At 65.9% G+C, this 17,333-nt stretch carries 18 protein-coding genes; 3 read left to right on the top strand and 15 right to left on the bottom strand.

Annotated elements, in window-relative coordinates:
* Positions 1-542 precede the first annotated feature (542 nt).
* From SACCYDRAFT_RS11150 to SACCYDRAFT_RS11110, 9 genes are all read right to left on the bottom strand, one after another.
* A complete protein-coding gene (locus SACCYDRAFT_RS11150; RefSeq protein WP_005456228.1) occupies positions 543-1,865 on the bottom strand; it encodes an MFS transporter in 1,323 nt (440 codons plus the stop codon).
* Between the two features lie 28 nt (positions 1,866-1,893).
* The gene (locus SACCYDRAFT_RS11145; protein ID WP_005456227.1) at positions 1,894-3,354 is read right to left on the bottom strand and encodes a benzaldehyde dehydrogenase; all 1,461 of its coding nucleotides are present in this window, start codon (positions 3,352-3,354) and stop codon (positions 1,894-1,896) included.
* Positions 3,355-3,433: 79 nt separating this feature from the next.
* A complete protein-coding gene (locus SACCYDRAFT_RS11140; protein ID WP_198284984.1) occupies positions 3,434-3,841 on the bottom strand; it encodes a GMC oxidoreductase in 408 nt (135 codons plus the stop codon).
* A gap of 40 nt (positions 3,842-3,881) precedes the next feature.
* Entirely contained in the window at positions 3,882-5,045 is a 1,164-nt protein-coding gene (locus SACCYDRAFT_RS11135) for a CaiB/BaiF CoA transferase family protein (RefSeq protein WP_005456226.1), read from the bottom strand.
* Positions 5,045-6,211 (bottom strand): mandelate racemase/muconate lactonizing enzyme family protein, encoded by a 1,167-nt coding sequence (locus SACCYDRAFT_RS11130; protein WP_005456225.1) that lies wholly within the window; start codon positions 6,209-6,211, stop codon positions 5,045-5,047. Before SACCYDRAFT_RS11130 ends, SACCYDRAFT_RS11135 begins: the two co-directional genes overlap by 1 nt.
* Positions 6,208-7,437: a CaiB/BaiF CoA transferase family protein gene (locus SACCYDRAFT_RS11125; RefSeq protein ID WP_005456223.1), complete on the bottom strand. Its 1,230-nt coding sequence runs from the start codon at positions 7,435-7,437 to the stop codon at positions 6,208-6,210. Before SACCYDRAFT_RS11125 ends, SACCYDRAFT_RS11130 begins: the two co-directional genes overlap by 4 nt.
* Positions 7,434-8,618 (bottom strand): acyl-CoA dehydrogenase family protein, encoded by a 1,185-nt coding sequence (locus SACCYDRAFT_RS11120; RefSeq protein ID WP_005456222.1) that lies wholly within the window; start codon positions 8,616-8,618, stop codon positions 7,434-7,436. Before SACCYDRAFT_RS11120 ends, SACCYDRAFT_RS11125 begins: the two co-directional genes overlap by 4 nt.
* 185 nt (positions 8,619-8,803) lie before the next feature.
* Positions 8,804-9,739: a LysR substrate-binding domain-containing protein gene (locus tag SACCYDRAFT_RS11115; RefSeq protein WP_005456220.1), complete on the bottom strand. Its 936-nt coding sequence runs from the start codon at positions 9,737-9,739 to the stop codon at positions 8,804-8,806.
* A 260-nt stretch (positions 9,740-9,999) separates the two neighbouring features.
* Entirely contained in the window at positions 10,000-10,335 is a 336-nt protein-coding gene (locus SACCYDRAFT_RS11110) for a DUF3140 domain-containing protein (protein WP_005456218.1), read from the bottom strand.
* Positions 10,336-10,472: 137 nt separating this feature from the next.
* On the opposite strand from SACCYDRAFT_RS11110, the gene SACCYDRAFT_RS11105 reads away from it, so the two are divergent.
* Both SACCYDRAFT_RS11105 and SACCYDRAFT_RS11100 read left to right on the top strand, forming a co-directional pair.
* Positions 10,473-10,814 carry an ArsR/SmtB family transcription factor gene (locus tag SACCYDRAFT_RS11105; RefSeq protein ID WP_005456216.1) on the top strand — a complete coding sequence of 114 codons (342 nt, stop codon included), beginning with the start codon at positions 10,473-10,475 and terminating at the stop codon, positions 10,812-10,814.
* 2 nt (positions 10,815-10,816) lie between these two features.
* A complete protein-coding gene (locus tag SACCYDRAFT_RS11100) occupies positions 10,817-11,311 on the top strand; it encodes an SRPBCC family protein (RefSeq protein WP_005456214.1) in 495 nt (164 codons plus the stop codon).
* Positions 11,312-11,615: 304 nt separating this feature from the next.
* Here the strand turns inward: SACCYDRAFT_RS11100 and SACCYDRAFT_RS11095 are convergent, their stop codons facing one another.
* The 4 genes from SACCYDRAFT_RS11095 to SACCYDRAFT_RS26305 form a co-directional block, all read right to left on the bottom strand.
* Entirely contained in the window at positions 11,616-11,912 is a 297-nt protein-coding gene (locus tag SACCYDRAFT_RS11095; protein WP_232283815.1) for a DUF6881 domain-containing protein, read from the bottom strand.
* 843 nt (positions 11,913-12,755) lie between these two features.
* Positions 12,756-13,430, bottom strand: coding sequence for a DUF2247 family protein (locus tag SACCYDRAFT_RS11090; RefSeq protein WP_005456211.1), 675 nt, complete (start codon positions 13,428-13,430; stop codon positions 12,756-12,758).
* 154 nt (positions 13,431-13,584) lie between these two features.
* Positions 13,585-14,220, bottom strand: a complete 636-nt coding sequence (locus SACCYDRAFT_RS11085; RefSeq protein WP_157606490.1) for a hypothetical protein — start codon at positions 14,218-14,220, stop codon at positions 13,585-13,587.
* Positions 14,221-14,357: 137 nt separating this feature from the next.
* Positions 14,358-14,813, bottom strand: coding sequence for a hypothetical protein (locus SACCYDRAFT_RS26305; RefSeq protein WP_157606489.1), 456 nt, complete (start codon positions 14,811-14,813; stop codon positions 14,358-14,360).
* Between the two features lie 48 nt (positions 14,814-14,861).
* On the opposite strand from SACCYDRAFT_RS26305, the gene SACCYDRAFT_RS11080 reads away from it, so the two are divergent.
* A complete protein-coding gene (locus SACCYDRAFT_RS11080; RefSeq protein WP_005456203.1) occupies positions 14,862-15,632 on the top strand; it encodes an IS5/IS1182 family transposase in 771 nt (256 codons plus the stop codon).
* Between the two features lie 197 nt (positions 15,633-15,829).
* Here SACCYDRAFT_RS11080 and SACCYDRAFT_RS26300 read toward each other — a convergent pair whose 3' ends face one another.
* Together SACCYDRAFT_RS26300 and SACCYDRAFT_RS26295 are read right to left on the bottom strand one after the other, a co-directional pair.
* Entirely contained in the window at positions 15,830-16,393 is a 564-nt protein-coding gene (locus SACCYDRAFT_RS26300) for a hypothetical protein (protein ID WP_005456202.1), read from the bottom strand.
* 74 nt (positions 16,394-16,467) lie between these two features.
* Positions 16,468-16,896, bottom strand: a complete 429-nt coding sequence (locus SACCYDRAFT_RS26295) for a hypothetical protein (RefSeq protein ID WP_157606488.1) — start codon at positions 16,894-16,896, stop codon at positions 16,468-16,470.
* Positions 16,897-17,333: the final 437 nt, after the last annotated feature.

Genomic DNA, 17,333 nt, shown 5'->3' with positions numbered 1-17,333 from the left:
TGGTCACAGTGGACACCGACAGAGCGTTGTCCAGCGCCCGATCCGTGGCCGACGCGGTGGAAACACCTCACCACGTCGGTCACGGACGGCAGAGGTCTACTGGTCGAGTACCAGCCTCGCGCAGCCCTACTCCTCGCGGGACACAGATCATTCACCGTCTCGTTCGCGTCCTGCTCGACCGGCGTCGGAATCGAGCGGCTACCCCGTCACCGCCGAGCCGTCGCCCGTGCGGCCGGATCTTCGGGGCGACGCTCCACCTGCACTTGCGGTCCGAAGCGGACGCCGTGGAACTCGTGCGTGCCCGCGTACCGGGACCGCGCCCGCTTACGTGGTTCCGACGCGCCCACCGCCTTGGAGTTCACGGCGACGGAACAGGCGCTCACGAGACGGCGGTCGCCACCGGTAGCGGCTGTTGGAAATGCTCGACCCGCCACAGCTGGGGCAAGCCGTCGCACGGCCGGGCCGGTGGGCTGACCGGCAGGGCGTGGTCGTCGAACTCCCGGTGCGGGTGACGGCGGACCACCACCCGCACCGGGACGGACTCAGTTCTGCCGGGAGAGGTCGTTGTCCTTGGTCTCCTCGACGAAGTGCAGCGCCGCGAGACTCAGCAGGCACATCGCGACGAGGAACAGCATCACGTACGTGACGGACCCCCCGGCGGCCGCCGCCAGAGACGCCACGATCACCGGCGTGAACCCGGCACCGAGCAGGCTGCCGATCTGGTATCCGAGAGACGCCCCGGTGTAGCGGGACCTGGTTCCGAACTGCTCGGACACGAAGGCGGCCATCGGCCCGAACGTCAGTGACTGGCACAGCGACAACGCCAGCAGGAACCCGACGATCACCAACACCGTGTTCCCCGATCCCATCAGCAGGAACACCGGGTACGTCAACGCGATCATGCCGACCAGACCGGCGAAGATGACCTTTCTCCTACCGAGGCGGTCGGACAGCGACGCGGCACCCAGAATGGCGAAGATCGCGAAGAACTGGCTGATCGCGAACGCTTGGAGCCCCGCGGACTCGCTGATCCCGTGACTGACGGCATAGTTGACGCCGAAGGTCGAGAACAACGCCTGGATCACGAAACCCGCGGTGACGACCAGTCCGGCCAGCAGCAGGTTCCTCGGCCTCCGCAGGATCGCCAGCAGCGGTATCGGCTCCCTCTCCGTCCGCTGCTCGTCCTGCACCCGCATCGCCTCCTCGAACAGCGGGCTTTCCGACACCCGCTTGCGGACGAACAGGCCCACGACCAGCAGCACCGCCGAGAACAGGAAGGGGATCCGCCAGCCCCAGGACAGGAACTGCTCCTCGGGCAGTGACGCGGCCAGCGACAACGCCACGGTGCCCAGCAGCGCACCGGTCGGCCCACCTGCGTTGGCGAACGAGGACGCGAAACCGCGGTGCCGTCCCTTGACGTGCTCCAGTGCCATCAGTGCCGAGCCTCCCCACTCGCCACCGATGGCGATCCCCTGGATCGCCCGTAACACGACCAGCATCACCGCTCCCCACGTCGGAATGGCGGGTACCAGTCCGATCAGGAACGACACCATCCCCATGATCACCATGGAGAGGATCAGCATCTTCTTGCGGCCCACCCGGTCCCCGAAGTGACCGAACAGGATCCCGCCGAGAGGACGGGAGACATAGCCGGTGGCGAAGGTCGCGTAGGACGCGATCAACGCGACGGTCGGGCTGAGGTCGTTGAAGAACACCGGCCCGAAGACCACAGAGGATGCTGTGGCGTAGAGGATGAAGTCGTAGAACTCGATGGTGCTGCCGAGATAACCCGACAGCACCACGCGCCGAGCTTCCTTGCTCCGAGCGGCATCGCTCGTGGCGCCTTCCTCAGCGATGAGGGTCATGGACGGTTCCTAAGGGGAGGAGTGACGGTCAGAATGGATAGCCGGCTACGTCCCGGCGCGCAGTGATCCAGCGCGTCTCGGTGAACGCCTCGATGTTGTGGGTCGCACCACCGAAACGCATGCCGTTACCGGAGGCCCCGAAACCGCCGAACGGGATGTTCGCCTCGTCGCCGACGGTCTGGTCGTTGATGTGCGCGATACCGGTGGGGATCGCCTCGGCGAGTTCGAGGCCCCTGCCGATGTCACGGGTGAAGATGCCCAGGGACAGGCCGTACTCCGACTCCGACGCCAGTGCCACCGCTTCGTCCTCGGTGGCGAACGGGACGACGGGTGCGACGGGGCCGAACACCTCGTCCGCGTAGGCGGGAGCGGTGGTGGGCACGTCGGCGAGCACTGTCGGCCGGTAGAACAGGCCCTCGTACGTGCCGCCCGCGGCCAGGCGCGCACCCGCCTCGACCGACGCCGTGACCATACCGTGGATCTTGTCGAGCTGACCCTGGTCGATGATCGGGCCGAGAGCCACCTTCCCGCTCATGGGGTCGCCCACGGGCAGTGCCTCGGCCTTCGCGGCGAGCTTCGCGACGTACTCCTCGTACACCGACTCGTGCACCAGGTGGCGGCCCGTGGTCATGCAGATCTGGCCCTGGTGCAGGAACGACCCGGCGGCACCGGCCGACACGGTGGCATCGAGGTCGGCGTCGTCGAGCACGACGATCGCGGAGTTACCACCGAGTTCCAGGTGCACCTTCTTCAGGTTCCGAGAGGCGCTGGCACCGACGGTGCGCCCGGCCCCGGTGGAGCCGGTGAACGAGATGACCGGCACGCGCGGGTCCTCCACCAACGCCGCGCCGACGTCGGCGCCGCCGGGCAGCACCGACAGCACACCCGCGGGTAGCCCGGCCTCCTCGAAGACGCGGGCCAGCGTCACCCCGCCCGACACGGCGGTGCGGGGGTCGGGCTTGAGCACGACGGCGTTGCCGAGGGCCAGCGCCGGTGCGACCGAACGGATGGCCAGTACCAACGGGAAGTTGAACGGTGAGATCACACCGACCACCCCGACCGGAACCTGCTTGGAGAAACTCATCCTCGGGGCCTCGCTGGGCAGTACCTGGCCGAGCGGGTGGGCGGGCAGCGCGGCGGACTGGTAGCACTCCTGTGCCGCGATGTGCGTTTCCAGCTGTGCCTTCGGCCGCAGCGACCCGGCCTCCCGCACGATCCACGTCTCGATCTCGTCGGCGTGCCGTTCCCACAGCTCACCGGCACGCCGGAGGACGGCCGCCCGTTCGGTGTGCGGCAGCGCGGCCCAGGCGCGCTGGGCTTCGGTGGCGCGGGACAGCGCGGCATCGAGGTCGCCGGTGTCGGCGATGCCGACACTGCCCAGGGTGGCGCCGGTGGCCGGTTCGGTGATCTTCGCTTCGCCTGCCGATCCGGTCACCCACTCGCCCGAGTAGATCTTGCCCTGCCAGGCGGCGTTGTCGAGAAAACTCATCACGGGACTCCTTTGTCGATCGCTCGTGCTGACACCGCCGGTACGGCGGCGACAACCGCGTTACCGAGATCGTGCCGAGTCAACTGGGGACCGTCCGCGGGGGTCGTCCGCGGAGCAGCCCGACAGCCCGCTCGGCCGTGGCGATCACGGTGGGATGGATGTTGGCGCTGACGACCTTAGGCATGATCGACGCGTCGACGACGCGAAAGTTGTCGAGGCCACGGACCCGGCACTGCGGGTCCACCACCGCACCGGGATCGTCCTCAGCGCCCATGCGTGCGGTCGAGTAGGCGTGCACCCCGTCCTTGACCTGAGCGAACACGGCGTCACGGCCCCGAGGTGCGGTGGCGAACACCCACCCCGTGCCGGGATCGACGACGTCGTGGGTGCCGGCGCTTCGCACCGTGCGGCCGTCGACGAGCATCGCGGGTGCGGCTGCTGCCGGGGCTTCGTCGCGGGTCGGCACCGCGCTGTCGGGTGAAACCATCACCAACTCCTTTGTCAATGAGGTTGCGGGAGCGCTCGGGTCAGCGTTCGGTTCGCGTGATCGCGCCTCCATCGAGCAGGACGCTCGCGCCCGGGACGTTCCAGTCCTCCAGCACCGTCCGTGGGTCGGTGTCGCCGGGCCCGGGGGGTGGGTCCGGAACCCCGGTGGGCGTGCGGCTGAACCGGGGCGCGGGTGCTGGTTCCGGGTGCCCGTCGCGGTCGAGGAAGGTGCCGCGGGCCACCAGGTGTTCGGCGTGCGGGGCCTCGGTCATCGACAGCACCGGCGCCACGCAGGCGTCGGTGCCCTCGAATCGTGCGGCCCACTCGTCGCGGGTACGCGTGGCGAACACGGCCGCGAACCGTTTCCGCAACCGCGGCCAGCCCGCGCGGTCCCACTGCCCGGGCAGGTCGGCGCCCGTGAGGCCGAGACCGTCGAGCAGTTGCGCGTAGAACGGCGGCTCCAGCGCGGCGACGGCGACGTGCTTGCCGTCCGCGGTCTCGTACACGTCGACGAACGGGGCGCCGCTGTCGATGAGGTTGGTGCCGCGCTCGTCGTTCCACGCCCCACCCGCCAGCAGCGAGTACGGGTTGGCCATGAGGTGCGCGACGCCGTCGACGATCGCGGCGTCGACCACCTGGCCGCGACCGGAGCGCTGCGCCTCCCACAACGCCGCGAGGATGCCCGACACCAGGTACAGGGCGCCGCCGCCGAAGTCGCCGACGAGGCTCAACGGCAGTTGCGGTGGGCCACCCGCGCGGCCGATCGCGTGCAGGGATCCGGTGATGGCCTGGTAGGTGGGGTCGTGCCCGGCACGCTGCGCCCACGGCCCGTCCTGGCCCCAGCCGGTCATGCGGCCGTAGACCAGGGCCGGGTTCCGGGCCCAGCAGTCGGCGGGGCCGAGACCGAGCCGTTCGGCCACCCCGGGCCGGTAACCCTCGACGAGCACGTCGGCGTGTTCGGCCAGTGCCAGCACCACCTCGGCGCCGTCCGGATGCTTGAGGTCGACGTCGAGCGTCCGTTTGCCACGCTGCAGGGTGTCCCGTCGCGGGTCGATCGGCATGGTGAACCCGGCGTTCGGGCGCTGGACACGCACGACGTCCGCGCCGAGGTCGGCGAGGAACATGGCCGCGAACGGCGCGGGGCCGAGCCCTGCGAGTTCCACCACCCTGAGGCCGGTGAGCGGTCCGGCTGCGTGGCTGCCCATCACCGCACCGTGCGGGGTTGCTTGCCGGGGGTGATGTTGGCGGCGATGAACTCCTCGTTCAGTTCGATGCCGAATCCGGGGCCCTCGTTGGGATAGAGCTTGCCGTCGGAGAAGATCGGCGGGTTCTTCGCGATGTCGTTCTCGATCGGCTGTTTCTCGTTCTCCCACTGGCCGTGGATGATGAGTGGGCCGAGGTTCTCGTGGACGAACTGCGACGCCCAGTTGTTCGCGATCATGAGGTGGGCGGACGGGCTGGCCTCCAGGCCGGAGCCGATCATGCAGCCGCTCATCACGGGCAGATCGGCCAGCCTGGCCATGGTCAGCCACCGCTGCGCCTTCAGCAGACCGCCGGCCTTCTGCATCTTGATGAACAGGCCGTCGGCGGCGCGACGATCGATGATCTCCTTGATGTCGTGCAGTTCCTGCGCCGACTCGTCGGCGAAGACGGGGGTGTCGATCCGGGCGCGCAGGCGGGCCATGCCCTCGATGTCCCAGTGGGGCACCGGCTGCTCGATGCAGTACATGCCGTAGGCGTCGAGCCTGCGCATCGTGCGCAACGCCTGCTCGTAGGTCCAGAACCCGTTGGCGTCCACCACGATGCGGGCGTCGTCGCCGAGCGCCGCCCGCACCTCGCGGACGTTGTCGACGTCGTGGTCGGTGTTGCCGTCGGACTTGAGCTTGATCAGAGCGAAGCCCTGCTCGACGGCGGTGACGGCTTCGCCGACCACCTGGTCGACCGGTCCGGCGGAGACGACCCAGCCCTGCACGGACGCCTCGGTGTTCCTGCCGCCCAGCAGCTGGTACACGGGCACGCCGAACGCCTTGCCCTTCAGGTCGTGCAGCGCGAAGTCGACCGTGGCCTTGGCCTGGTTGTTGTCGCGGACGAACGTGTCCATCTGCCCGACGATCTTCTCGATGTCGCGGGGATCGGCGCCGATGAGGAACCGGGGCGCGATGTGCTCGCAGATCATCCCCATGATCGATTCCTGGATCTCACCTCGGTACCAGGTGGAGGTGTCGCCGGAGTCCGCGTAGCCGACGAGCCCGTCGTCGGTGTGGAGCTTCAGCAGCACGCTGTGGATGTGGGTGATCCTCGTGCCGGGCATCAGGAACGGCCGGGTCAGCGGCGTGGACACCGGGACGGCTTCGACCTTGACGATCTTCATGAGTTCTTCTCCTGACGGACGGTGGCGCCCGCGGCGCGCAGGGAGTCGATGGCGGCGTCGTCGAGACCCGCCTCGCGCAGCACCTCTTCGGTGTGCTCACCGAGGAGCGGTGCCCGGCGCGAGACCGCGCCGGGAGTGGCGGAGAGCTTGGCCGGGATGCCCACGACCACGGTCTTGCGGCCGGTCCCCGGGTGCTCGACCTCGGGCAGCATGTCCCGCGCGGCGAAGTGCGGGTCCTCGAAGATGGCCTCGGCGTCGAGGATGGGCGCGAGCGGCACCTGGCCGCCCAGCAGCTCCATGAGTTCGGCGACCGTGTGCTGCTCAGTCCAGGCGTTGAGGATCTCGTAGACCTCGTCGCGGTGGACCCAGCGGTTGTGGTCGGTGTCGAACCTCGGGTCGTCGATGAGCTCGGGCCGACCCATGATCGTGCACAGCTTCGTCCACTGGGGACGATGCGGGGCGCCGAGGGTCACCTGGCCGTCCTTGGCACGCACCGTGTCGAACGGCGCGAAACCCGCGAGCTGGTTGCCGATCGGACGCGGTACCTGCCCTGTGGCGGCGTAGTTGTTGACGACCACTTCGGACACCGCGAGCACGCTGTCGACCATCGCGACGTCGACGTACTGCCCCTTGCCGGTGTGTTCGGCCTCCCGCAGAGCGGCGAGCGTGCCGAACGCGGCGAACAGTCCGGGCACGGTGTCACCGAGACCGGAACCGACGCGCACGGGTGTGTCGGCGTCGGGTCCCGTGATGCTCATCAGGCCGCCCATCGCCTGCGCGACGATGTCGAAGGCGGGCCAGTCGCGGTAGGGACTCTCGCCGCCGACCTCGTCGCCGAACCCCCGGATCGACGTGTAGACGAGGCGCGGGTTGCGGGCGGACAGCGTCTCGTAGTCGAGCCCGAGCCGCTGCATCACTCCCGCGCTGAAGTTCTCCACCAGCACGTCGGCGCCCTCGACGAGGCGGAGCAGCACGTCGCGCGCTTCAGGCTTCTTCAGGTCCAGCACGATGCTGCGCTTGTTGCGGTTCGCCGACGCGAAGGTGCCTCCATAGGGGCGGTGGGTGTCGTCGTCGGCGAACGGGCCGTTGTTGCGCATGAAGTCCCCGCGCGGAGCCTCGACCTTGACCACGTCGGCGCCGTGGTCGGCCAGCACGGACGTGCAGAAGGGTCCGGCGAGTGCCTGGGTCAGGTCGATCACCCGCACGCCCCGCAGTGCGCCGCTCACCGGGTCGCCTCCCGGCCCAGCAGCGCGCGGCTGATGACGACCTTCTGGATCTGCGGTGTGCCCTCACCGATCTCCAGGCCGGAGACGTCGCGCAGCATGGCCTGCAGCGGCAGTTCCTCGGAGTAGCCGAGATGGCCGTGCAGCACGATGCAGTCGCGGATGGTCCGCAACGACACGTCGGTGGCCATCAGTTTGGTCATCGCCGCTTCCTTGGTGAACGGCTTGCCCGCGTCCGCCAGCGACAGGGCGCGGTAGGTGAGCCAGCGGGCCGCCTCCAGCCGGGTGGCGTGCTCGGCGATCGGGAACGACACACCCTGGTTGGCGGCCACGGGGCGACCGAAGGCGTGCCGGGTCTTGACGTGCTCGATGGTCATGTCGAGTGCCTTGCGGGCCACGCCCGTGGACATCAGCCCGATGACGGACCGGGTGTAGTCGAACTCGGCCATCACCAGGCGGAAGCCGTCACCGATCCCGCCGATCACGAGGTGGTCGGGCACCACCACGTCGTCGAGGAACACCCCGGCGCGGCCGAGTGGTTTCCAGCCGGGATCGTGGAACCTCTGCATGCTCACGCCCGGGGAGTCCAGGGGCACCAGGAAGGCGGTGACTCCGCTGGTCCCCTTCGTCTCGCCGTGCACCTTGGCGAAGGTGACCATGCCTTTGGCGTGGGGCGCGAACGTGATGGACGTCTTCTCCCCGTTGAGCTTCCAGCCGCCGTCGACGCGCTCGGCGCGCATCCGCATGGCCATCGCGTCGGAGCCGCTGCCGGGCTCGGTCAACCCGAGCGCGACGATGTGCCGCCCCTCGACGATGCCGGGCACCCAGTCGGCGGCGACGTCCGGGGGGAGGAACCGTTCGAGCAGCGGGCCGGTGAGGTTGTCGGTGTAGGCGAGCTGGGAGAGGTAGAAGTCGGCGTAGGCCAGCTCCTCGTGGGCGATGCCGAGGTGAACCTTGGTCAGCTCCTCCCCGATCCGGCCCTGGCCGCCGAACTTCTCGGACACGCCGAGCCCGAGCAGCCCCTGGGCGGCCATCTTCCGCGCGAGGTCCCACGGGAAGTCCTCACTGTGGGCGCGGCCGAGGTAGCCGTCGGAGAACGGCGCGGCGAAATCGCGGACCCATCGGGCGAACTCGTCGTAGTCGGGGTCGAAGAAGACGGGCGGCGAAGGCGCGGCGTCGGTCATGCTCGAAGTCCTCACTCTCGGTGGTGGTCGGCGACACACCCCGGAGGCGCACAGGACAGGCGGCAGCACATCCCCGGGCGGGCCGGCTCACCTCATCGGTGGCTGATCAGAGCATCACCCCGAGCCGATCAGCAGAAAAGCACAAAGACCTCAGGAGGGACGTGAGGAAAACTCAAGAGCGCTGGTCAGCGCCCTTCGGCGGCGGCGTAGCGGTCGACGGCGAACCGGATGAACTCGCGTGTGACCCGGCTGAGCAGCACATCCTGCTTCCAGGCGATGAGGAGCCGCACCGGCTCCAGACGGGGGTCGCCGATCGGGCGCGCCACCACACCGAGCCCGCCGTAGGTGGTGTTCAGCTGCGGCTGTTGCAACATGATCGTCCAGCCGAGGCCCCAGCCCACGAACGCGCGGACGGTCTCGTAGTTCGCGGTCCGGTAGGCGACGGTCGGGGTGAACCCGGCGGCCGCGCACACGCGCATGGCGTGCTCCGCGCTGGGTGCGGTGTCCAACAGCACCATGGGTTCGTCGGCGACCTCCGCCAGCGCCACCGGACCGGCCTCCCCGGCCAGCGGGTGATCGTTGGCCACCACCAGCGTGGGGTGCCGGGTGAGCAGGGTCGCGCTCTGCCAGGTCGGCGGGACGTCGAGGTCGTAGACGATCACCGCGTCCAGCTCGCCACTGTCCAGTTTGGTCGCCAGTTCGTCGGCCGTCGCCTCGTGGAAGCGGATCGTGACGGCAGGATGCAGCTCGGTGAACCTCGCCAGCAGCGGCGGCAGGACGGTGGGTCCGACGGTCGGATAGCACCCGATCGACAACGGGCCCGCCGGCTCGCCACCGCTGTCGGTCGACCCGGCTTCCATCTCCGACGCCTGTTGCAAGAGCACCCGGGCACGAGCGAGCATGGCCTGGCCCGTCGGCGTGAGCTGGACGCCGTGTGCCCGTCGTCGCACGCACAACTGCGTGCGCAGAACCTTCTCCAGGTCACTGATCGTCAGCGACACGGCCGAGGGTGACACCATCAACAGCGACGCCGCCGCACTGATCGTGCCGGTTTCGGCCACGGCGACGAACGCGGACAGTTGCCGGAACGTGAACGACGGTGTGCGGTCGAGGCGGGACACGCCGCCGAGAATAGTCAGCCACCGAGCGTGTCCCCTCGAACGACGGCGGCTCGGGTGTGATCCGGCCCGCCCGAGTCAGGCTTCGTCGCCGACGGCTCCGCTCTCGGTGAGGCCGGGAGGGCAGGGTGTCGGGGATGCCGGGGATGCCGGGGATGCCGGGGATGCACTGCCCCGCCTCCGGTCACGGTCTCGATCGATCGCGTGCGCGAGTCGCAGTACCCCGAAGTCGGGGGACGAACACCGACACGAGGGTGGGCGGGTCAGTCCTTCAGCGGGTCGTGACCCCAGTTCATCAGCGAGTAACGCCACGGCGTGTCCGACACGTCACCGTCCGGACGCTGAGCGAGGTGCCGGTGCACGTAGGAAACCACCTTGCGCATGTGCGCGGCGTCGTCCTCGCCGAGTTCGCTCTTCTTCGCCCGAAGCAGCGCCACGATGCGCCGCCCGGACTCGTGTCCCGTGGATTCCCCGCCGGAGCTCTTGTCGCCGACGCCGCGCGACTCGGGCGTGTCCAGCCAGTCCTCCAGTTCCCTGGCCGTCATGTTGACGGCGTCGTTCCAGTCGTCCCAGACCTCGTCCACCGCGTGTGCGCTCACGGCTCCGACCTCCCGTCGGATCAGCGCCACGGCAGTGTCACCGTGGCGTTCTCTCCTTCCCTACCCCGACGGCCGTCCGGCCACTCGGATACGGCCGGTCTTGCGTTCACTTCCACTGACCCCTAACGTACAACCATATGGTTGTAGATGGACTCAGTGACGCCGAGGCGGACCGCCTCTTCCACGGGCTCGCCGACGCGACCCGGCGCGACATCGTCGTGACGGTGCTGCAGCGGGAACAGTCGATCTCCTCGCTCGCCCGCCGGTACGACATGAGCTTCGCCGCGGTGCAGAAACACGTGGCCGTGCTCGAACGCTCGGCGCTCGTGGTTAAGCGGCGCCGGGGCAGGGAACAGCTCGTTCACGGCAATCCCGACACGCTCCGCAAGGCCGCTCGCCTGCTCGACGCGTACGAGACCCTGTGGCGGCACCGCGTCCAGGCCATCGACGCCCTCGTATCCGAAGAAGACAGGAGCTGACAATGCCGGTCACCAGCGTCTACAAGGACTCGCAAACCTTGACCCTCACGCTCGTCGCCGAGTTCGCGGCCCGCGTCGAGCGCGTCTGGCGGGTCTGGGAGGACCCGCGCCAGCTCGAACGCTGGTGGGGCCCGCCGACCTGGCCCGCGACGTTCGAGCAGCACGACTTCACCGTCGGCGGCCGTTCGCTCTACCACATGACGGGACCTGACGGCGACAAGTCACACGGCTGGTGGCAGATCACCGCCATCGACGCGCCCCACCGCCTGGAGTTCGACGACGGCTTCGCCGACGACAACGGCGAACCCAGCTCCGACATGCCTTCCTTCCACTGCGTGGTGACCCTGGAGCCCGCCGGGTCCGGCACCCGCATGACCACGGTGTCGCACTTCGCCAGCGTCGAGCAGCTGGAGCAGTTGCTCTCGATGGGCATGGAGGAAGGCATGCGCGAGGCCATGTCGCAGATCGACGGCCTGCTCGTACCCACCGCGGGGTAGGCCGAAGTGGTACTCGTTCTCCGGCCCGCGGCCGTTGCGGTGTCACGGGCCGGCACCGCAACGGCCGTTCGCGCGTCCAACCCAGGACACACTGCACCGCCGCCGGGCGAGGCGTCCGTCCACCCTGTCTCGCCCGTCGCGTGCTCTCACCGTTGACCTCGGTGCCACGACACCCGGCAACGTCGATCAAGCCTCGACACGCTTTTCAGCGGTCGTGGGCCGTCAACCACGGTCGTGCGCCAAGACGATCAGCCGAGACGACACGTCCTTCGAATCAGTCGCACCATGGGGCGGTAAGGGCATGTCAGTGGTTCGTGCGAGCCTGCTGCCAGGCACACTCGAACTCCGCCGGATCGATCACCTGAGCATCGAACTCCGGCTGACCGAGGATCTCGTTCAGGGACCGAGGGAGGGGAATCTCCGCGAGACCGACAGCTTCGTTCTCACGAGTTTCGTCCGCCCATTCGGCTCGTCCATCACGGTAGAACTGCACCTTCCGGGTCTCGTATCCATCGGCGTCGAGTTCACTGAGAAAAAGCACCGGCTCGTCCGGGGACTCGTGCTCCCATGCAACCTTGACGTATCTCATCTCGCTGGACAAGCACTCCCCTTAAGTTCATCGAAGTATGTCACCGTCACAGCTGGACCCAACGTGCCGGCCAACCGAACCGCCGACCGAGGTCCCCGGGAGGCGAACGTTCGCTCATCCTCAACCGGCTCGAACACGGAACTGACAGAATCGTCCGTTGCTCACACCGATCCGATCATTGGCGCAACTCTCTTGAGACCTCGGAAACCGATGAATCGTTTGGGTTCTCATCCCCGTAGCAGCCGCCAACCCTGCACACTCAAAGCGGGTAGCAACGGTAGTCCGCCATGACTTTCACCTTTACAATTTCTGAACTCGTACACGACGACTACTGTCCACCTCGACTGCCGTCATGTGGCACGTCACACAACGTCGCGCAACAATCTCCTCGCATGATGGCGGTTACGTTGAGAAACCCAATCCACGCTCGCGACCTCAGACAGAAGTTCGCGGTATCTCCCGATCCTCATGTCACTAATCCAGTTGAGAGCCAAACCAACCCAGTAATCTGAGCGCATGGCCAGTGCAACGAAGGGAAGCGCATCGAGCGCGAGACCGACAGCCAAGGACCCGGGTGGAACGCCTAGCTCATCCTCCCTTCGCGACAGCTCGTCAACCAGCACCCCATACTCGCGTTCAAGCAATGGGAGAAGGTACACGAGACCTTTTGGGCCGACCCTGCAGGGCGCCCTTCCACTGCTCCCGATAAGAACTTCGCCCCGGCTTCCCAGAAGTACCGCCGAGTACCTCCCCAAGGGGACGACGAAGGTGGTGCCGTCAGACGGTACGCCCGGCGCCAATTCCATCACCTTCCATGGCCAACTTACCGAGGGCCAGAACTTGTCTCCACGGAATTCATCGTCCCTGGCCCCTGAAAGCGTCCCGAACATCGCCGGTCGACATCTTATGATTCCTGTATCGAGAAGAAAGGACTACACGATCACGATCGTTTAACAACAGACGCCCCCGACGTCTCAAGATCGACCACACCGCGATCTCGAAGATCGTCCAAACACGCTCTCCATAGCGTCGGCCGTTCCCGACCAGATACGCTCTCCATCTTTCATGCACCGCCGCATACTCGTACTCGCCACCCGACGGAGGCGGCATGTAGCGGACGAACCCCGCAATCTCCCCCGGGTACCCGAACTCGAAATAAAGAACTTCAACAACCTCGAAGGGGTTCGACAACTCGTTGTGATGCTCGTAGGTCCACGACAGCGCGACGAAGAGCCAGGCGCGAAACTCCGCAACCGAGACGTCAACACGCCGCAATAAAGCCTCCATCAGCAGAGGCAGCTCTGCCGATCTCTCACCAGGAAACAGGAGAGCAATCCTTTCCTGGATATCGTTCTCAGGCCCGACCAAGTCGTACAACCTCACCGCGAGGGTGACCACTTCACCATCATGGAGAACACCGTTGTGGTAGCCCCACAGGATTTCTGGCCAGCGTGGAATCATCCTGCGCAGCGCATAGTCCAGCGGAACCTCGAACGAAGCCTCACCACTATGAGGCAGCGGAAATCTCACCGCAACTCCCGGCTCCCCTTCGCCAACCCTCAGCAGCGCACGGTGACGAGCGCGTGCTCGCCAGGCGAGGACAGCCTATCGATGACACGCGTGGTGTGGCTCCTCAGCCCCTTGTCATACTCGCCGTCCGCCAGCTTGACAGCTCAACGGGCTCCTACGGTTCCCAGCCGCTCAGGTCAGCCACCTCTTCAATGGAGACCGCTAGTCGCGTACTGAATTCCCTGGATGCTGCTTTGACGCGGGGAACAATCGAGGCGATGCTCGCTTTCGGGGTTCCCTCCCTGTCGATGCCGGCAAGGAGGTCAACCACCTCCCTCTCAGCACTGATCTCCATTTGTTGAAGCAGCCCAGGAGGCGGCGGCTTCTCCCCGTATCCCACAATGACAACCTGTTCCCCAGCCAGCGTGGAGTCGAGCATCGCAAGAAGCGTCCTCACAGTGTTGACCGACAGCTCGGCCTTCGCCACAGTAGGTTCCAATGAAACGGAAATGGCATTGCCAACAAGCGACAGAGACTGGTCAACAAAGAACTCCGGCTGCGAGGTGTCATCCTCGTCGTCGTTGTAGCCCAGCTCAAGGTCATCCAATGCATCAGCGCACTCGTCATCAACGGGTTCGCCAGCAGCTGACATCCAAGCGAGCCTTAGCGTCTCCTCCGCCCATGCAACGTTTTCTGTCGTACCCAGAACTCTACAGAAGGCTACCCCTCGCTCGGCAGCAGCAGCACAGATAAGTACCAGCTCAGAATCCGAAGCGTTCGAGATCGCCTGAAGTTCTGGCGATGTCGTCATATCTTTCAGCCTCTGACTTTCCAAGGGATGACGCGCGGAAGAGTTCCGCGAAGTTCGACCACAGATATCCACACCTCTACTGTGATTCCGTACACGTTGAGCCCGGATCGGCGTCCGCATCGCCGCAGAGCATACTTCTAAGCAGCTGCCCGAGGACGACGAAGAGTCACCTTTGTGGACCCGTCGAACTCGCCAAAATCCTGATAGCTGTAATCGTACACCCCGGTCGAGTCGGTGTCGATTCCGCAAAAATAGCGGACCCCTGGAGCTTTCCAGTAGATGTGATCGAGATTCGCCAACCCTTCCTTCATTTGACAGATGATTCCCGGCTGGCCAGGTGAGAACACCGCGAGCAAATGAGAACGAGACCCCAAGCTTGATCGCATCGCCTGCGCCACGAATTCCGGTTCACCCATTCCAGCAACATCAATCACCATGTGATCGATTCCTCGCCAATCCAGCCGTGTCGGCAACCACGCCATGCTCAGGAGGTAGTCATGAAAGGCGGAACAGGCCTCGACCGGAGCGACTGAGGCGCGTCCGGATTCGATCCACTGCTCCAGGTGTTCACTATCCATGTATTTCATTGCCAACCTAAGGGCTGTCCCGTAACTGCTGGTGGCGGGTGAGATGATCTTGCCGTGTCTGGTGTGATCACAGCGTCTGAGCCCTCCTGGATAGCCCCGTTCACCGGGCTGAGCCCGCGCCAGTTCGGCAAGCTGATCACCGCTCTGCGGCGTGAGGGTGCGGACCCGGTGCGCAAGGGGCGGCCCTGGAGCCTGCCACTGGAGGACCGCGTGCTGCTGGTTGCCACCTACTGGCGGACGAACCTGACCTTGCGTCAACTGGCCCCGCTGTTCGGGGTGTCCAAGTCGGCCGCCGACCGCATCATCGACCACCTCGGGCCCGCGCTTGCGCTCCAGCAGCGCAAGCGGTTCCGTACCGACACCGTGCTGATCGTGGACGGTACCCTGGTCCCCACCCGAGACCACACCATCGCCGAGCAGTCCAAGAACTACCGATACTCCACCAACCACCAGGTCGTCATCGACGCCGACACCCGACTCGTCATCGCGGTCGGCCGACCCGTCGCCGGCAACCGCAACGACTGCAAGGCGTGGGAGTCCTCCGGCGCGAAAGACTCCGTCGGTAAGACCACGGTCATCGCCGATGGCGGCTACCGGGGCACCGGCCTGGTCATCCCGCACCGCCGCGAGAAGGGCCAGGCCGAACTTCCGGCATGGAAGAAGGAACACAATGCCTCTCACCGCAAAGTCCGTGCCCGCGTCGAGCACGTCTTCGCCCGGATGAAGGGCTGGAAGATCCTGCGCGACTGCCGACTCAAAGGCGACGGCGTTCACCACGCCATGCTCGGCATCGCCCGCCTCCACAACCTCACCCTCACCGGATGACACAGAAACCAGCAGGCACCCAGCACGTCAGCGACCATTTACGGGACAACCCTTAGTTCCGGGGAACCTGTTCAAACCCCACGATAGTCGCACCTGGTCCTGCCCCCAAGATGATGGCTCTCTTTCAGCCGGAACCGCACTGAACGACGCGCTCGGGAAAGATCACGCGCCGCCCACTACCTCAGATGACATCCATGTCACGCGTTCCGTGACCGAGGGCGGTCGAAGGTCCCGACCTTGGTGCGGTACTTCAGCCCACCATGAATATCGACGAATATCTCCACAACGAAGTCCGGGAGAGCACCTGCGGACGGATTTCCGTCAGGTCCACGACCCCCAGGCTCTGCTTGCCAATCCACCAGGTGGACGACCGCAGCATACCTACCGCTATCGAGTGGAATTTCCACCTTATCCGCGTCGATGTAATTTCCTACGGCTTCCAGCCCACCGAGTTCCAATACTCCATCTGAGACGAGCAGGTAGGGATCGGAAGAGGTGAGGAGGTAGGATCGCTCCCGTTCACTCAGAATTCCGGGGGTTTCCACGCCACGCACGGTGACCTGGAACACCCCATTGCCTCCGACGTTGATCGGAACGAAGGCACCGGCTGCGATCTGCCGTTCAAGAGCAGAGTCGTCCGATACCTCACTCTCCCACTGCTCCAGTTCGTTGACGTGGTCAAATGCGCTCGCACGCCAGACGCCAAACAGTCCGGCGCTGGTCGCCACAGCGTGAGAGACATCCAAGTCACGCAACTGCATCGCTCTTCCCATCTGACGTTGTCCGAGTGCCGTCGCAGCACCGGAACCCTGTCAAGTTACGCCGAGCAGGAGCGTTAGCCCACCCAACAATACACGCGTGTACGTGGTTCCCGTTCCTCGCGAGTCAAATCAACAAGACTCCTCAGAATAACCGAAGCGACAGGCAGCTCGACCTTGGTTCCGTCAACCGCTTTCTCACCCACCCACCAACGGGCCAACTCGCTGACTTCGGAATCCGAAGCGGCGGCTAGGGAATCCACGAGCCTCTCAGAGAGCAGGAGGACCGACGCCCCTTCACCGTCTTCCGCGACCACTTCAGGGAAACCTGCCGCAAGGAGGGAACCGAATGAAACTCCTGTAAGGTGGGACTCCCAGTCCAAAAGAGCTTCCTCGGCGTCAAAATTACCGAAGAAGAGACCGCGGGATGACGAATCAGGACCGAAGGCAAGAGCGTCGACTGCACTCTCGTTCGTCGCCACGAAGAACTTGACAACAGTACTCAATGTCTACACCTCACCGCTTGTCATGTGCTGGCCGGAGCCGCTCATCCCACTGCCGAACCCAGCCGCCCACGGCTCCCGAAGTTGTCGGATCCACGGATCGCGGAACCCGCATCTCCGGGGGAAGCCAGTAGCACCCGGGCTTGCGGCCAGTCGTTGGCAAGCGCTCGCGCCAGGACGTCTCGTTCCACACGCCAAGTGTCACTATCAAAAGCGACAAGATATGTCGTTGACACTGCCTGGTCCTATCTCACAACCGCTGAGGCAAGGATGCCTTGCTCCCACATCAACCCTTGGAAATATGACACCGCATCAGATCGGCCCCATCGTCTACCTAGTCGCGACCTTTCTCCGAACAAACTCGGGAATGCTGACTCTCGCACGAAGGGACTACGCTCAGGCTCCTCAATCAGCGCGCGTATCGCGACCGCTGAACTGAA

This window comes from Saccharomonospora cyanea NA-134 (assembly GCF_000244975.1).
Lineage (GTDB): Bacteria > Actinomycetota > Actinomycetes > Mycobacteriales > Pseudonocardiaceae > Saccharomonospora > Saccharomonospora cyanea.
The sequence above is the reverse complement of the archived record's forward strand: the minus strand, read 5'-3'. Positions and strand labels throughout refer to the sequence as shown.

What these genes read in the sequence shown, in the direction of transcription:
- SACCYDRAFT_RS11150 (WP_005456228.1), bottom strand. Translation starts at nt 1,865, where the DNA reads ATGACCCTCATCGCTGAGGAAGGCGCCACGAGCGATGCCGCTCGGAGC.
- SACCYDRAFT_RS11145 (WP_005456227.1), bottom strand. Translation starts at nt 3,354, where the DNA reads ATGAGTTTTCTCGACAACGCCGCCTGGCAGGGCAAGATCTACTCGGGC.
- SACCYDRAFT_RS11140 (WP_198284984.1), bottom strand. Translation starts at nt 3,841, where the DNA reads ATGGTTTCACCCGACAGCGCGGTGCCGACCCGCGACGAAGCCCCGGCA.
- SACCYDRAFT_RS11135 (WP_005456226.1), bottom strand. Translation starts at nt 5,045, where the DNA reads ATGGGCAGCCACGCAGCCGGACCGCTCACCGGCCTCAGGGTGGTGGAA.
- SACCYDRAFT_RS11130 (WP_005456225.1), bottom strand. Translation starts at nt 6,211, where the DNA reads ATGAAGATCGTCAAGGTCGAAGCCGTCCCGGTGTCCACGCCGCTGACC.
- SACCYDRAFT_RS11120 (WP_005456222.1), bottom strand. Translation starts at nt 8,618, where the DNA reads ATGACCGACGCCGCGCCTTCGCCGCCCGTCTTCTTCGACCCCGACTAC.
- SACCYDRAFT_RS11105 (WP_005456216.1), top strand. Translation starts at nt 10,473, where the DNA reads ATGGTTGTAGATGGACTCAGTGACGCCGAGGCGGACCGCCTCTTCCAC.
- SACCYDRAFT_RS11100 (WP_005456214.1), top strand. Translation starts at nt 10,817, where the DNA reads ATGCCGGTCACCAGCGTCTACAAGGACTCGCAAACCTTGACCCTCACG.
- SACCYDRAFT_RS11085 (WP_157606490.1), bottom strand. Translation starts at nt 14,220, where the DNA reads ATGACGACATCGCCAGAACTTCAGGCGATCTCGAACGCTTCGGATTCT.
- SACCYDRAFT_RS26300 (WP_005456202.1), bottom strand. Translation starts at nt 16,393, where the DNA reads ATGCAGTTGCGTGACTTGGATGTCTCTCACGCTGTGGCGACCAGCGCC.